The sequence below is a fragment of the Peptoniphilus rhinitidis 1-13 genome, from assembly GCF_000246925.1.
Classification (GTDB): Bacteria; Bacillota; Clostridia; order Tissierellales; family Peptoniphilaceae; genus Peptoniphilus_A; species Peptoniphilus_A lacydonensis.
On the sequence record NZ_BAEW01000001.1, the window covers coordinates 54138 to 69286 of the forward strand.

The window sequence follows — 15149 nt, forward strand, 5'->3', positions numbered from 1 at the left end:
ATGAAAGTACTTGTAATTGGAAATGGTGGACGTGAACACGCACTTGCATGGAAACTAAAAGAAAGTCAAGATGTTGATGAAGTCTATGTAGCAAAGGGAAACGGTGGCACAGAAAGTTTTTGTGAGAATTTAGATATTGATCCAAAAAATATTGATGAACTTTTAAAATTTGCAGAAGATAAAAAAATAGACCTCACAGTTGTTGGGCCAGAAGATCCTCTTTGCATGGGAATTGTTGATGCATTTAATAAAAAGGGACTTAAAATTTTTGGACCAAATAAAGAATGTGCAAGATTTGAAAAGTCAAAGGAATTTACAAAGAAATTTTTGGAAAAATATTCTATCCCAACTGCCAAATATGAAAGTTTTGAAAATTATGAAGATGCAATGAAAGGAATTTTAAATTTTGATTATCCTCTAGTGGTAAAAGCAGATGGGCTTTGCCTTGGAAAAGGTGTAACTATTTGTGAAAATAAAGAGGAAGCAGAAAATGCACTAAGTAAAATCTTTAAAGATAAAATTTTTGGAGAAGAAGGCAGTACTGTTGTAGTCGAAGAATTTTTGCGTGGAGAAGAAGCCTCTGTACTATGTCTTGTTTCAAATAACAAATTATTTCCACTTGAAAGAGCAAAGGATCACAAGCAAATTTATGACGGAGATAAGGGGTCAAACACTGGTGGAGTGGGAACTTATTCTCCAGTAGAAGCAAGCAAGGAGCTTGAAAAAAATCTTGAAAAAATTTATAGACAAATTGAAAATGGCCTTGATTCTGAAAAACTAAGTTATTCAGGAATTTTATTTATTGGATTTATGATAGAAAAAGATAAGCCAAAAGTTTTAGAATTTAATGTGCGCTTTGGTGATCCAGAAACAGAAGTGTTAATGCCAAGGCTTGACTGTGATCTTTTTGAAATTTTAAACAGGACAATTGATGGAAAACTTAAAAAAGAAGATATAAAATGGAAAAAAGAAACTTGTCTTACAGTAATTATGTGCTCTGGAGGATATCCAGAATCCTACGAAAAAGGAAAGGAAATCACAGGATTAAATGATATAGAAAAAGATATAATAGTATTTCACAATGGAACTAAAAAGACTGATGCAATTTATACAAATGGTGGAAGAGTTTTATCTGTAACAGCTCTTGGCAATGACTTGAAAGAAGCAAGAGAAAAAGCTTACAAAAATGTAGAAAAAATAAAATTTGATAAAGCATATTTTAGAAAAGATATTGGAATAAAATAAAATAAAATAATTTAAATTGGTAGGGAAACCTGCCTTTTTTCTTGTAAAAAATTACTTTTGTATTAAACTATAAAGAGGTGATTAAATTGAAGATGAAATCTTATGAAAATTTACACGAAACTTTTTTAGTTTTAGTATTTATTACAATTGCGGGCGGATTTCAAGATGCTTATTCTTATTTAATGAGGGGAAAAGTTTTTGCAAATGCTCAGACGGGGAACATTGTACTTTTATTTAAAAATGTAGTTGATCTTGATTTTAGAACAGCACTTTCTTATTTAATACCTGTTATTTCTTTTGCACTTGGTGTGTATATAGCCGTAAGATTTGAAGATGCCATAGATAAGAGAGTCTTACATTGGAGGCAATATATAATAGCCTTAGAGGTTATTATAATGATTATAGTATCAATTATACCAGAAAACTTAAATGACCTTGCCAACGCTCTGTTATCTTTTTCTTGTGCAATGCAAGTGTATGCATTTAAAAAAATTTATGGTCTTAACTTTGCTACTACAATGTGCATAGGAAATCTTAGGAGTGCCACAGAAAATCTTTCAAAGTATCATATAACAAAGAATAAAGATTATTTAGAAAATGCAAAAAAATATTATACAGTTATATTTATATTTGGAATGGGTGCAGCACTAGGTTATATTACCTCAGAACTAGTTGGTTTAAAATCTATACTTATAGCGACAATTTTACTTATAGTTTCCTTTGTAATATTGTTTTTTGAAGAAAGAGGTTATTAAGATAAAGAAGTCATGTAACTTGTTTATTTGAAAATATGTTGTATACTATTAAGTACATATTTTTAAATGATGTAAGGGGAGATTTTTTTTGAAACCTGTTATAGGAATCACAGCTGGTTACAAAGCTGACGAAAAAGATATCACAATAAAAGAAAAAGAGAACAGACGGAAAATTTATAATTTTATTACTAGAGATTATGCTAATGCAATTAATAAGTCAGGTGGAATTGCAGTAATTTTACCTACGCCAAATTCTAGCGAAGATACGTATTTTATTATGGATAAGCTAGATGGAGTTGTTCTTTCTGGTGGGAATGATATTAATCCTGTTATATGCAGACAATGTGCCGATGAGTTTACAGGTTCACTTACTTGTAGAAGAGATGATCAAGAACTTGATATTTTAGATTATGTTTTTAAGAAAAGGAGTATTCCTGTTCTTGGTATTTGTAGGGGAACCCAGATAATTAATGCTTACTTTGGTGGGACTTTAATATTAAATATAAATTCTAAAATTGAGCACAAACAAAATAAAATCCCAAGATATAAAGCAGTTCATAGCGTTGATATAGTGGAAGATTCTCAGTTAAGAGAAATTGTAAAAAAGAAAAATATTTTTGTAAATTCCATTCATCATCAAGCAATTGGAAATGTTGGAGATGGACTTAAAGTATCTGCTAAATCCTCAGATAATATAATTGAGGCTGTGGAAAGTATTGACGATAACTATAATATTATTGGAGTTCAGTGGCATCCTGAAATTATGTATGATATTGATGAAGCTTGCAAAAATTTATTCATTGATTTTGTGATGAATTGTAAAAAGTTTAATTAGTTTTTAATCTGACTTAGACTAGTTTTGATATTTGCTTTAAGTATCAAATATTGATATTAGTTATTTGTCAGATTTTTTGTTTTAAAACTTGTGAAATTATAATATAAGAAGCTCTGTAAGTTAAATATCTATATACTCATTATTTTCCATTATAAAAGGATGAGCAACTTCAGGGTCTGTATAGTCATTATATTTTTCTTTTAGGTATTTGCAACAAGATTCTTTGTCAGAGAATTTTATAGCTTGATAGGGTTCTTCAAAAGAAATTTTTTCCAAGAAGAGATAGCCTTCATCTATATTTAGAAGAACTCCAACATGGCCGATAAAAAGATAATCGCCATCTAAGTTGTCGTGAAGTACTAGAGAAATCATTTTTGCTTTTTCCGGGAAAGTGAAATTTGATAAATAAGAAGACATAATTTCTCCTTGGACTTTTGGATCTTTGCTATTTTTTGTTTCAACCCTTGAAAATAATTTTTTAAAGTTATTAAACTCATCGTCGTCAAATAAATTTGAAGTTTTTATGGAATCTTCATCCATAAATAGCATATAATCATCAACTTTTGTGTTTGAATTAAATTTCATATCATCTTTTAAAAGTAAAAATGAATTTATTCTACAATTTGTGTCAGGATAGATGTGCTTTGTTTTATATCTTAGATCCATGATTTCTCCAGAATTTTTTTCATCAAATGAATTTTTATTAAATTTTCCACTGAGTAAATCTTTTGGTATTGATTTGTTGTAATCTTGTACAAGTTTTGTAAAAGTTTCGGCATTTTTACTATTTAAATTGTTTTCAATAGATTTTTTTACAAATGAAATACAATCCTTGTCATTTAAATTAGAATAGAGTGGCTCGTTTATTTTTTTAATACTTTCTTTATTAATAGAACTCTTAGTATATTTATTTTGTAAATTATTTTTAGCACATCCCGAAACTAAAATAGCAAGACAAGCTAAAAGAATTATAATTTTTCTTTTCATTTTTCCTCCAATTTTATAAAAAATATTAAGTTAAATTATACAATAATACATAATTTTTGTAAAAAATAAATATTAGAGATTTATGTAAAAAATCACATATAAAAAGTTTATTATTAATTAATTAGTAGGAAAAGTTTTAAATTTATAGATAAATAATAAGATGAGATTATAAGATTTTGGACTTTGTTTTATGTAAAATTTTTGTTGAAATAAAAAACAAAAAAGAGTTGAACTTTAATTAAAAAAGGGGTATCATATCATTTGTTCGAAAGTGAACGTTGTTCAATTAAGAATTAGATGGAGGTTTTATGTTAAAATCTGAGGAAAGAAAAAAGGAAAAAGAAGAAAAAATTACTGAGGCAGCTCTTTCTTCCTTTAGAGATAAAGGTATAGAAGGGACCTCTATTAGAGATATTATGAACAAGACTGATTTTGGATTAGGGACTTTTTATTTATATTTTAGAGATAAAAAGGATCTTGAAGAAAAAATAGTTTTAGATATAATGACAGATTTATTTTATAAAGCTAATAGCAAATGTACTGGAGAGGATTTAGAGGATAAATATATTTCTTTTATAAATTATATAATTGATTACTTGGTAAATGATCCCTTAGAACTTAGACTTATTTCTAAGGATTTAAATTGGGCATTATATGCAAAAATTGAAAATGACGACAGATTTAGGGAAGCTGAAACGACACTTGATTTTGTGCTAAATAGGTATTCTAATTTATTTCCAATTAAGCTTTCTAATTCAGAGAGATTATTTATTTTGTCTTTAACTATTCACATTGTTCTTTCAACCTGTGAATCAGCACTTATGGATGATTCTGTTTTGACAATAGACGAAATGAAACCAGTTCTTTATAAAATTGTGGAAAAGATAATAGGAAGAGTGCAACCATGAAAAAATTTACAAAATTTATATCACATAGACCTAAATTTGTTTTACTTGTAATGACTTTTCTACTTTTTCCATCAATAATAGGGTATAAACTAACGGGAGTAAATTATGATATTTTGTCCTACTTACCAAATGATTTAAAGTCAACTCAAGGGCAACAAATTCTTGATGAAGAATTTAAGAATGCAGCGACAGGGATGCTTATTTTAGAGGGGTCGGATCATGATGCAGAAGTTCTGAGAGAAAAAATTCTAGAGATTGATGGTGTTGAAGATGTAATTTCAAAATCATCTACTGTTGGAGATATGATTCCAAGTGAATTTTTACCAGATGAAATAAAAGATATTTTTTATGCAGATGGTTCTACCCTTATGATAGTAAAATTTAGTGAATCTTCTTCTTCACTAACTACTATGAATGCTATTGATAAAATAAGAGATATTGGTTCAAAACCAAAATATTTAAGTGGTATTTCTTCACTTGTAAAAGACACAAAAGATTTAATAGACGAGGAAACTCCAATTTATGTTGTCCTTGCTGTTGTACTTGGTCTTATTGTTTTATCTATTACGAATGAATCTACAATAGTTCCATTTGTTTTTCTTTTGACAATTGGTTATGCAGTTTTATATAATTTTGGGACGAATGTATTTCTGGGAGAAATCTCTTACATTACAAAAGCAATAGCGGCTGTATTACAGCTTGCTGTAACCATGGACTACTCAATATTTTTGTATCATAAATATGTTGATGAAAAGAAAAATTTTGATAATAAGTATGATGCTATGGATGTTGCAGTTCAAAAGACAATATCTTCTTTGTTTGCATCATCACTTACAACTTTTGCAGGTTTTATTGTTCTTATAGCAATGAGACTTGGACTTGGTAAGGATATTGGTCTTGTAATGAGTAAGGGAGTTTTAATAGGACTTATTGCAACTATAACTGTACTTCCAGCAATGCTTTTGGTTGTTGAAAAGCTAGTAAATAAATATAATCACAGAGTGTTGCTTCCTGAATTTGATAAAGTTGCTGAATTTACTGTAAAAAATAAAAAGAAACTATTTACAATTTTTCTTGTGTTATTTTTACCATCTATGTATGGTTCAATAAATACTAAACTTTATTACAATTTGGATAGATCTCTTCCACAAGACTTAGATTCAATTGTAGCTTTAAATAAAATGAAAAAAGATTATGACATGGCAAGTACTCATTTTATTGTTGTAAAAGATGATTTATCTAATTCTGATTTAGATGGGTTGATTAACGATGTAAAGGGAACTGATGGAATTAATTCAGTTCTTAGTGTAAGTTCGTTGACTGGATTTACTTTTCCATCAGAATTCTTGCCGGATAAAGTTCAAGATAATTTTTCAAAGGGCGGTTATCAAATGATAATGGCGAATTCAAAATACCAAACTGCATCGCCTGAAGTAAAAAAACAAGTAAACACTTTGAAAAAAGTTGTAAATAAATATGACAAAAATGGATATTTAACTGGTGAAGCTGTATTGACTGATGACCTTACAGTTATTTCAGATAGAGACTTTAAAGTTGTAAATATAATTTCAATTTCAGTTGTATTTTTAATAATTGCAATTGTATTTAAATCTTTTGGGATACCAGTTGTGTTGATAGCAGCAATTGAGCTTGCAATACAAATTAATATGGGAATACCATTCTATTTAAATCACACAATTCCTTTTATTACATCTATAATAATTGGAGTTATCCAGCTAGGGTCAACTATTGACTACTCAATATTAATGACTGATAGATTTTTATTAGAATATAAAGAAACAAAAGATGTAGATCAATCAATAAGAGTTTCTGTAAAAGAAACTTCAAAGTCTATTGTAACTTCTGCCTTATCATTTATGGCAGCGACTATTGGTGTAGGTATATATTCAAAAATGGAAATTGTATCTACTATTTGTATTTTCTTGGCTAGAGGAGCGATTATAAGTATGTCTGTAATTATATTTTTGCTTCCAGCCATAATATCAATAAGTTTTCCATTTGTAAGGAAAACTACTAAAGGTTTAGATTAAAAGGAGAATAAGAAATGAATAAAAAAATGGAGAAAAAAGTAATATCGATTGTTTTATCTTCAATGATTTTAACTAATACAGCTTTTGCTGCGGGAAATGTAGTAAACAAAAGTGAAACAGTTTATGTTTTAAAAGAAGATGAAAATATTAAAGATAAGACTGTTTCTGTTTGGCTAAATTCTGAAGAGAATATAAAGGGTAAGGACAAGACAAATCTAAAACATATTAAAAATTTAAAGACAGATGAGAAATTAAAGAATAATAATGGATATATTTATTGGGATGAAAATGTCAAAGATATTTATTATCAAGGTAAAAGTGACGCAGATATACCTGTAGATGTAAAAATTGAATATTATCTTGATGGTAAAAAGACAGAAAACAGTAAGCTTAAAGGGAAATCAGGGCATTTAAAAGTTGTACTATCAGCACAAAATAATAAATATGTGATAAAAAAGATTAGCGGAAAAAATACAAAAGTTTACGCACCTTATACTGTTGTAACAGCAATGTCTTTCCCACAAGAAAATGTATCAAACATTGAATCAGATGATGCAAAAATTGCAAAAGATGGTAAGAATGAAGTTGTAACTTCAGTGCTAACTCCAGGTCTTAAAGAAAACTTTGAAAGTATTCTAGAAGATAGACAAATGGAAGATTTCAGAAATGAAGTAATAATTGAAATGGATATAAAAGATTATGAACCAATTGAAGCTTATTCAGTAGTTTCAAATGAACTTTTCCAAAATGAAGCTGATTTAGAAAAAATTGATACTATGCGTGATGGAATTAGAGAATTGGAAGACAATTCAGAAAAATTAGTAGATGCTTCTGTAAAACTTTCTGATGCTCAACACGAATTAAACGATGGGATTATAGAACTTAGTGATGGAACAGAAAAGTTACAAGATGGTTCAGAAGAACTTTATGACAAATCTGGCGAATTTGAAGATAAATTAGATGAAGTAATAGACAAGGTTGAACCAGTTCCAGGAGCGGCACAAGAAATGTATGAAGGTGGAAGTAAGTTAACTTCTGGAATCAGTGATTACACCGAAGCTGTTGGAAAAATGAACGAAAAAACTGGCGAAATGAGAGATGGAGCAAAAAAACTAAAAGATGGTTCAGCTGAACTTGACGATGGTCTAGGGAAATTAAAAGATGCAACAGCTCAACTTAGAGAAGGTTCTAGTAAATTAAGTAAGATTGACGAATTAAAGGAACAAGCTTTGGCAAAAATGCTTGAATTAAAAGAAGGAATAGGCAAGCTATCTGCTGGAGCAAGTAAATTAAATGATGGTGCTACAAAAGCTTATGAAAGTGCAAGTAAACTTGCAGCAGGAGAAGATCAGTTTAATGACGGAATGCAAAAAATGAATGCACAAGTTCAACAAATTAAAAAACCAGATTTATCTGGACTTGAAAATATTAACGTAGAAGGAGATCTTCAAAGTATTGGTCAAAGTGCACAATCAGTTGCAGCATCAACTAGAGATATTGGACAAGCAATTAAAATGCTTCAAGAATCTGGAGTAGCAGACAATGAATTAGTTAGACAAGCCATAGCTGTTTTACAAGATTCTGCTGGAGATTTAGGAGCTGATGCACAAAATATTGGAGCAAAAACTCAAAAAGTAGGAGCACAACTTCAAGTATTAAAGGGATTAAGTGGAATTTCTGAACAATTAGGACAACTTGATGAGTTAAAAGCAGGAATGAATAAATTAGCTACAAATTCAGAAAAGATAAACGCTGGTATGTCACAACTTCCTGGTGGACTTGAACAATTACAACAAGGATCAGAACAATTATACAATGGTTCAAATCAAATCTATAATTCTCTTGAAAAGGCAATGTCAGAAGCAGCATCAAAAATGGATACTTCACAATTAATGAAACTTTCAGATTCTTTAGTTAAACTTGATGATGCAACTGGAAAATTAAAAGACGGATCATCAAAACTAAGAGAAGGAACTGAAAAAAGTGAAGAAGGTGTAAATAAGTTTACAGATGCAATAGAAGAACTTGATTCAAATTCATCAAAATTAAATTCTGGAGCATCAGATTTATCTGAAGGTCTTTTAGAATTTAGAGATAAGTCACAACTTTTTAAAGATTTTCCAAGATTAAAAACTGAAGGTGTTGCTCCTATGAGAGATGGAATTAGAAAGCTGAATGATGGAATTGAAGAATTAAATTCTGGAACAGTAGAATTAAAAGATGGTGGGGATTTAATAGATTCTAACATGAAGACTTTTGCTGAAAAATTAGCAGAATTTAAACAAAAAGGTATAGATGAACTTGATGAAAAGACAGAAGAACTTCCAGAATTCAAAGAAATTGTGGACACTATGTCTGATTTAGCTAAAGAAGAATCTTCTTTCACAGGTACAAGTGAAGGTTTTGACACTAAGTATAGAATTATTGAAAAAATAAAATAATTAAGCTATGAAAAATGTAATATTCTATCTTAATTGGGTAAAATATAAAAAAGATTAAGATAGGAGGTTACAATTAATGGAAGTAAAAAAAGGAAAGAATTGTTATTATATAGGAGAGAGCGAAGAAGACTATAAAGGGATATTACAATATGAAAATAAAGGTGATATTATCGATGCACTTCACACAATTGTAAAACCTGAGTATGGTGGACAAGGTCTTGCAGGAGAACTTGTAGATAAACTTGTTTCTGATGCAAGAGATAACAATAAAAAAATTAAGGCAACTTGCTCCTATGTAGAAAAGAAAATTGCGTCAAGTAAGTTTGACGATCTTAGAGCATAATTAGGAATTTATTTCCTTAAAATTTAATCGACATGAAGGGTATTATCCTTTGTGCCGATTTTTAAATGTCAATTTCCCCTATAAACAAGGCGGATTATTTGTAAGTGGCTTTTCGCTTTGTCCCTTAGCTTTAAAAATAGTTAATGTAAATTTTAAGAGTTAGATTTTAAATTAATTTCTTATAAAACTATTAGAAATAGCAGAACTTAATGAGATTCAAGGAATATGATAAAGTCAAAACCTTGGTTGAAAAAGAGGGATATCTTCCTTAATGGAGCGAAGAAGTGCTTAACATGGTTTTAGAGCAGGCTGAAAACTATAAAATTAATGAAATAGGGACATTTCAAAATATCAAAGTAAAAAAGGCGAGGAAAATAAAAATCCTCGTCTTTTTTAAAATCAATAAATAAAATTAATTAAAGTAAAGTTTCATGTCACCATCTTGAATAAGACCTTTTCTATAAAAAATTTCATAGATTGAAAAAGTTAAGATAGCTGGCAAAATAATATGCATTAAAATTACTATTCCTAAAAGTTTTGTGAAAGGAACTTGAGGCATTGCTGTAAAAGTAGAAATTTGACCAACAAGTCCACTTGTTCCCATACCAGAGCCTAAAGGAGTATTTTCAAGTTTAAAAATAATAGTTGAAACAGGTCCTAATATCGCAGAAGAAATAATAGGTGGCAAAATAATTATTGGTTTTCTAACAATATTTGGCATTTGAAGCATACTTGTTCCTAAACCTTGTGCAACTAAACCTTCCATTTTGTTATCTCTATATGACATAACTGCAAATCCAATCATTTGACAACAACAGCCAATAGTTGCAGCTCCACCTGCAAGTGATGAAAGTGATAGCATCATACACAGTGCTGCAGATGATATTGGTAGTGTCAAAACTATTCCAACGATTACAGATACAATTATTCCCATAAAGAAAGGTGCTTTTTCTGTTGCATTCATAATAATTAAGCCGAGGAAATTCATAAAGGCACTTATATAAGGACCAACAAAATTTGCAATAAAAACGCCAACTAAAACTGTGACTACAGGAGTTACAATTATATCTATTTTTGTCTTTTTACTAACGAGTTTTCCAAATTCAACTGCAAAAATTGTAGCTATATAAACTCCCATAGGTCCACCAAGTTCATTACCAGCGATCCCAACTACTGTTGATGCATAAACTACAAGACTTGGAGCAGACATTGAGCTTGCTATTGCAACAGCTATGGCTGGCCCCGTAGCTTTTTGAGCAAGAGGCCACAATACCTCAGATAAAAAGGAAATATTAAAAGTTTTTCCAATTGTATTTAAAATTGTTCCAACTAATAAGGTTGCAAAAAGACCAAAAGCCATTGCACCTAGAGCATCAATAAAATATAACTTTGATTTCTTTTTTAATTTTTCGTTAAAGCTTTCTTTTGTCACTACATTCTCCTTACTATGTCTTCGACTTTATATTTTGGAACTATATAATTTTTGTCTTCATCTAAATAATAAGATTGATCTTCTTTAGTATTTATTTCTTTTATTGTAGATTTAATTTTTGGATATCCAAAAGCGATGACTACTTCGCAAGAAAAGTTATTTTCATAATTTAAGATTTTACGCATTTTATTATCATTAACACTTCCAATTATGCACGAACCAATGCCTTTCTCTGCAGCTATTAAAGTTAAATTTGATATAACAAGACCTTCATCAATTCCGTTAAATTTCAATTTTTTATCTTCATTTGTTAAAACTGCAATAAAATAAACTGGTCTTTCACCAATCTTAGGGCGGCCAATTTCATTGGAAAGGGAAGCAGCCCATTTTGTATTTTCAAAAATTTCTAAAACTTTTTCTTCACTTTCCACAGAAATAAATCTTAGGGTCTGTCTATTGTTTGCACAAGATGCAAATTTGATTGAATCTAAAATTTCGTCTTTATCTTTTTTGGAAATTTTTTTAGACTCGTCAAATTTTCTGTAACTTCTTCGCCAATTTAATAAATTCTTAACTTCCATAATACCTCCATTCATAAATACAAAGTACAATTTTTCATTTGTTAATATTGTATAATAAAAATAATATTTTACAATATTTAATAAGATATATTATTTTTTTTAAAAATGGGTATAAGTAACTTAGTTAAGAAAATAATAATTTAAAGAGCAAAAAATTTAAAAAATTATTTTGTTTTAATGAAAATGTTTTGACACTTTAGAGAAGTTGTTGTATACTTTAGATATTGTATACCACCTTGGTGTATATTTAATATTTCATTATTGCGATGGAAAATATTTGTAATTATTTTTAATTAAAAAGGAGGAAAATATGTCAAATATGTATAAGACTACTGCTGAACATGAAGCTCTTCGTAAGGCTGTGAGAGAATTTGCAGAAGCAGAGATTAAGCCATTATCTTTTGGTCTTGATCAAAACAATGAATTTCCAGAAGAAATCATTAAGAAAATTGGCGAAAATGGTTGGATGGGGCTTCCTTATCCTGAAGAAGAAGGTGGAGCAGGTAAAGACGTTATTTCTTATGCAATTGCTGTTGAAGAATTATCAAGAGTAGATGCAGGTGTTGGCGTTGTTTTATCAGCACATACATCATTAGGATCTTATCCAATTCAAGCTTTTGGTACAAAAGAACAAAAAGAAAAATATCTAAGACCTCTTGCTCAAGGAAAGAAACTTGGTGCTTTTGGACTTACTGAACCTAATGCAGGTTCTGATGCTGGAGGAACTGAAACAACTGCTGTTCTTGATGGTGACTATTATATTTTAAATGGTAATAAAATATTTATTACAAATGCTCCTGCTGCAGATACTTATGTTGTATATGCAGTTACTACACCAGGAATCGGTACTCATGGAATTTCTGCTTTCATTGTAGAAAAAGGTTGGGATGGATTTACATTTGGAGATCACTATGACAAATTAGGTATTAGATCTTCAACTACTGCTGAACTTCAATTTAACAATGTAAAAGTTCCTAAAGAAAATTTACTTGGGAAAGAAGGTCAAGGTTTTAGAATTGCAATGCAAACACTTGATGGCGGTAGAATTGGTATAGCATCTCAAGCATTAGGTATTGCACAAGGTGCTTATGAAGCTGCTCTTGCTTATGCAAAAGAAAGAATTCAATTTGGAAGACCTATTGCTCAACAACAAGCTGTTGCATTTAAGATTGCAGATATGGCTACAAAAATTAGAGCCGCAAGACTTATGGTTTATTCTGCTGCTGAAATGAAACAAAATCATGAAAATTACTCAATGGAAGCTGCAATGGCAAAAACTGTTGCATCTGAAGTTGCAATGTGGGTTGTTAACGAAGCTCTTCAAATCCATGGCGGTAATGGATATCTAAAGGGTATGGATGTAGAAAGATTTTTCAGAGATGCTAAGATTACAACTATATATGAAGGTACTTCTGAAATTCAAAGAGTTGTTGTTGCAAGTAATCTTATTGGAAAAGCTCCTAAGAAAAAAGGTAAAGCTGCTGTAATAGATAAAAAGTCAGGACCCATAACTGGAGATAGAAAAAGAGAAATAATTAAAGCTGACACAGCAGAAGAAGCTGTTGATATTTTAGTTAAAAATTTAAAAAAAGACGGATACGACTTTTCAGTAGGAATTGATATAGATACTCCTATTTATGATGCAGAAAGAGTAGTTTCAGTTGGTAAAGGAATCGGCGGAGAAGAAAACATGGATATTGCAAGAGATCTTGCTCATGCTGCTGGTGCTGCATTAGGTAGTTCAAGACCTGTTGCTGAAACAATGAAATTAGTACCTCTTGAAAGATATGTTGGTATGTCTGGACAAAAGTTCAACGGAAACTTGTATATTGCTTGTGGTATTTCAGGCGCAAATCAACATTTGAAAGGTATTAAGAACGCATCAACTATTGTTGCAATAAATAAAAATGCTGGTGCACCTATATTTAAAAATTGCGATTACGGAATAGTTGGAGATATGTTTGAAATTATGCCACTACTTGCAGAAGCATTTGGAACTGGAGAAAAAGAACCAGCACCTCCAATGAAAAAAGTAAGAAGATCTAAACCTAGAAAATTAGCCCCAAACTATAAAGTTATGGTATGTCCAGGATGCGGATACGAATATGATCCAAACTATGGAGATCCAGAAGGCGAAATTGATCCTGGCACTGATTTTGAAAAATTACCAGATGATTGGACTTGCCCAGAATGTCAAGAAGAAAAACAAAACTTTATTGAAGCTGATTTCCCTGCTGATAGAAAATAAAGGAGGATATAATGTATACTGTTAGAAAAGTTACAGATGATCTTTACTATGTTGGTGGCAATGATCATAGACTAGAATTATTTGAAAATATATTTCCTATTCCTGAGGGAGTAACTTATAATTCATATTTATTGAAAGACGAAAAGAATGTTTTATTTGATACAGTTGACTGGTCAATCGTAAAAGACTATTTAGAAAATGTTTCTGAAGTTCTTGATGGTGAAGACCTTGATTATTTAGTAATTCACCACTTGGAACCAGACCATGCTGCTGCCATTGATGAGATAACATTGAGATACCCTGATGTTAAAATAATTGCAAGTGAACAGGGCTTTGAATTCATGAATCAATATGGATTCCATGTAAGCGAAGAACAACAAATTATAGTTGCAGAAGGAGATACTATATCCTTTGGGAAACACGAATTTGTATTTTTAGAAGCACCTATGGTTCACTGGCCAGAAGTTCTTGTAAGTTTTGATACAACTGATGGAGTTTTATTTGCTGCTGATGCATTTGGCACTTTCGGAACTCTAGATGGCAAACTTTTTGCTGACGAAGTTGATTTTGAAAGAGATTGGCTAGATAGTGCAAGAAGATATTTGACTAATATTGTAGGAAAATATGGTCCATTCGTACAAGATATTTTAAGAAAAGCTTCAACTGTTGATATTAAATATATATGTCCACTTCACGGACCAGTATGGAGAGAAAATCTTGGATGGTTTATTGATAAATATGATAAATGGTCAAGATATGAACCAGAAGAAGAAGGCGTAATGATTGTTTATGCATCAATGTATGGAAATACTGAACGTGCTGCACAAGCTCTTGCATCAAGACTTTGTGACAAGGGAATGACTAATGTAGTAGTTCACGATGTAAGTAATACTCACATGTCTTACCTAATTTCCGATACATTTAAGTATTCTCACATTGTAATTGCATCAGTAACTTATAATTTAGGTATTTATCCAGTAATGAAGAATTTTTTGATGGATCTTGAAGCTTTAAATGTTCAAAATAGAACTGTTGGTATTATTGAAAATGGAACTTGGGCTTGTACAGTTGGAGATAAGATTGAAGAATATATTGACGAAAATCTTAAAATGTTTGACGTTTTAGGAGAAAGAGTAACTCTTAATTCTTCACTTAACAAGGCTAATGAAAATGATATGGAAGCTCTTGCTGATTCAATTATTGAGTCTATGGAAAAAATTAGAGAAGTTAAAGAAAAATCTGAGGACAAATAATAAAAAATTTATTGTGGATGTTAAATTCGGTTGTATCTTTTGATATGACCGAATTTTTTTATAAAAATTT

Annotated in this window: 12 protein-coding genes; 9 read left to right on the top strand and 3 right to left on the bottom strand. The window is 30.2% G+C overall.

The genetic code is table 11. From position 1 onward, the window contains the following. The 3 genes from purD to RH95_RS00265 all read left to right on the top strand — a co-directional run bounded on the left by purD (nucleotide 1) and on the right by RH95_RS00265 (nucleotide 2835). Nucleotides 1–1245 (top strand): phosphoribosylamine--glycine ligase, encoded by a 1245-nt coding sequence (gene purD, locus RH95_RS00255; RefSeq protein WP_010242110.1) that lies wholly within the window; start codon nucleotides 1–3, stop codon nucleotides 1243–1245. A 92-nt stretch (nucleotides 1246–1337) separates the two neighbouring features. Further along, nucleotides 1338–2000 carry a YoaK family protein gene (locus tag RH95_RS00260; RefSeq protein ID WP_036742934.1) on the top strand — a complete coding sequence of 221 codons (663 nt, stop codon included), beginning with the start codon at nucleotides 1338–1340 and terminating at the stop codon, nucleotides 1998–2000. An 88-nt stretch (nucleotides 2001–2088) separates the two neighbouring features. After that, complete coding sequence (locus RH95_RS00265; RefSeq protein WP_010242115.1) at nucleotides 2089–2835, top strand: gamma-glutamyl-gamma-aminobutyrate hydrolase family protein; 747 nt, start codon at nucleotides 2089–2091, stop codon at nucleotides 2833–2835. 120 nt (nucleotides 2836–2955) lie between these two features. On the opposite strand, the gene RH95_RS00270 is transcribed toward RH95_RS00265, so the two are convergent. After that, nucleotides 2956–3822 carry a DUF4300 family protein gene (locus RH95_RS00270; protein ID WP_010242117.1) on the bottom strand — a complete coding sequence of 289 codons (867 nt, stop codon included), beginning with the start codon at nucleotides 3820–3822 and terminating at the stop codon, nucleotides 2956–2958. Between the two features lie 308 nt (nucleotides 3823–4130). Here RH95_RS00270 and RH95_RS00275 point away from each other — a divergent pair, with 308 nt between their 5' ends. The 4 genes from RH95_RS00275 (at nucleotide 4131) to RH95_RS00290 (ending at nucleotide 9565) form a co-directional block, all read left to right on the top strand. Further along, nucleotides 4131–4730, top strand: a complete 600-nt coding sequence (locus RH95_RS00275) for a TetR/AcrR family transcriptional regulator (protein ID WP_010242120.1) — start codon at nucleotides 4131–4133, stop codon at nucleotides 4728–4730. Next, nucleotides 4727–6781: an efflux RND transporter permease subunit gene (locus tag RH95_RS00280; RefSeq protein ID WP_010242122.1), complete on the top strand. Its 2055-nt coding sequence runs from the start codon at nucleotides 4727–4729 to the stop codon at nucleotides 6779–6781. The genes RH95_RS00275 and RH95_RS00280 overlap by 4 nt, the downstream gene beginning before the upstream one ends. A gap of 14 nt (nucleotides 6782–6795) precedes the next feature. Continuing rightward, nucleotides 6796–9222 (top strand): phage tail tape measure protein, encoded by a 2427-nt coding sequence (locus RH95_RS00285; RefSeq protein WP_010242123.1) that lies wholly within the window; start codon nucleotides 6796–6798, stop codon nucleotides 9220–9222. A gap of 76 nt (nucleotides 9223–9298) precedes the next feature. Beyond that, on the top strand, nucleotides 9299–9565 hold the full coding sequence (locus RH95_RS00290; protein WP_010242125.1) for a GNAT family N-acetyltransferase: 267 nt from the start codon (nucleotides 9299–9301) through the stop codon (nucleotides 9563–9565). Nucleotides 9566–9977: 412 nt separating this feature from the next. Here RH95_RS00290 and RH95_RS00295 read toward each other — a convergent pair whose 3' ends face one another. Both RH95_RS00295 and RH95_RS00300 read right to left on the bottom strand, forming a co-directional pair. Beyond that, a complete protein-coding gene (locus RH95_RS00295; RefSeq protein ID WP_010242127.1) occupies nucleotides 9978–10997 on the bottom strand; it encodes a PTS sugar transporter subunit IIC in 1020 nt (339 codons plus the stop codon). Then, the gene (locus RH95_RS00300; protein ID WP_010242128.1) at nucleotides 10997–11578 is read right to left on the bottom strand and encodes a nitroreductase family protein; all 582 of its coding nucleotides are present in this window, start codon (nucleotides 11576–11578) and stop codon (nucleotides 10997–10999) included. The genes RH95_RS00295 and RH95_RS00300 overlap by 1 nt, the downstream gene beginning before the upstream one ends. Nucleotides 11579–11888: 310 nt before the next feature. Here RH95_RS00300 and RH95_RS09270 point away from each other — a divergent pair, with 310 nt between their 5' ends. Both RH95_RS09270 and RH95_RS00310 read left to right on the top strand, forming a co-directional pair. After that, nucleotides 11889–13826 carry an acyl-CoA dehydrogenase family protein gene (locus RH95_RS09270; RefSeq protein ID WP_010242129.1) on the top strand — a complete coding sequence of 646 codons (1938 nt, stop codon included), beginning with the start codon at nucleotides 11889–11891 and terminating at the stop codon, nucleotides 13824–13826. Between the two features lie 11 nt (nucleotides 13827–13837). After that, complete coding sequence (locus tag RH95_RS00310; protein ID WP_010242131.1) at nucleotides 13838–15079, top strand: FprA family A-type flavoprotein; 1242 nt, start codon at nucleotides 13838–13840, stop codon at nucleotides 15077–15079. The last annotated feature ends 70 nt before the right edge of the window (nucleotides 15080–15149 follow it).

What these genes read in the sequence shown, in the direction of transcription:
- purD (WP_010242110.1), top strand. Translation starts at nt 1, where the DNA reads ATGAAAGTACTTGTAATTGGAAATGGTGGACGTGAACACGCACTTGCA.
- RH95_RS00260 (WP_036742934.1), top strand. Translation starts at nt 1,338, where the DNA reads ATGAAATCTTATGAAAATTTACACGAAACTTTTTTAGTTTTAGTATTT.
- RH95_RS00270 (WP_010242117.1), bottom strand. Translation starts at nt 3,822, where the DNA reads ATGAAAAGAAAAATTATAATTCTTTTAGCTTGTCTTGCTATTTTAGTT.
- RH95_RS00275 (WP_010242120.1), top strand. Translation starts at nt 4,131, where the DNA reads ATGTTAAAATCTGAGGAAAGAAAAAAGGAAAAAGAAGAAAAAATTACT.
- RH95_RS00280 (WP_010242122.1), top strand. Translation starts at nt 4,727, where the DNA reads ATGAAAAAATTTACAAAATTTATATCACATAGACCTAAATTTGTTTTA.
- RH95_RS00285 (WP_010242123.1), top strand. Translation starts at nt 6,796, where the DNA reads ATGAATAAAAAAATGGAGAAAAAAGTAATATCGATTGTTTTATCTTCA.
- RH95_RS00290 (WP_010242125.1), top strand. Translation starts at nt 9,299, where the DNA reads ATGGAAGTAAAAAAAGGAAAGAATTGTTATTATATAGGAGAGAGCGAA.
- RH95_RS00300 (WP_010242128.1), bottom strand. Translation starts at nt 11,578, where the DNA reads ATGGAAGTTAAGAATTTATTAAATTGGCGAAGAAGTTACAGAAAATTT.
- RH95_RS09270 (WP_010242129.1), top strand. Translation starts at nt 11,889, where the DNA reads ATGTCAAATATGTATAAGACTACTGCTGAACATGAAGCTCTTCGTAAG.
- RH95_RS00310 (WP_010242131.1), top strand. Translation starts at nt 13,838, where the DNA reads ATGTATACTGTTAGAAAAGTTACAGATGATCTTTACTATGTTGGTGGC.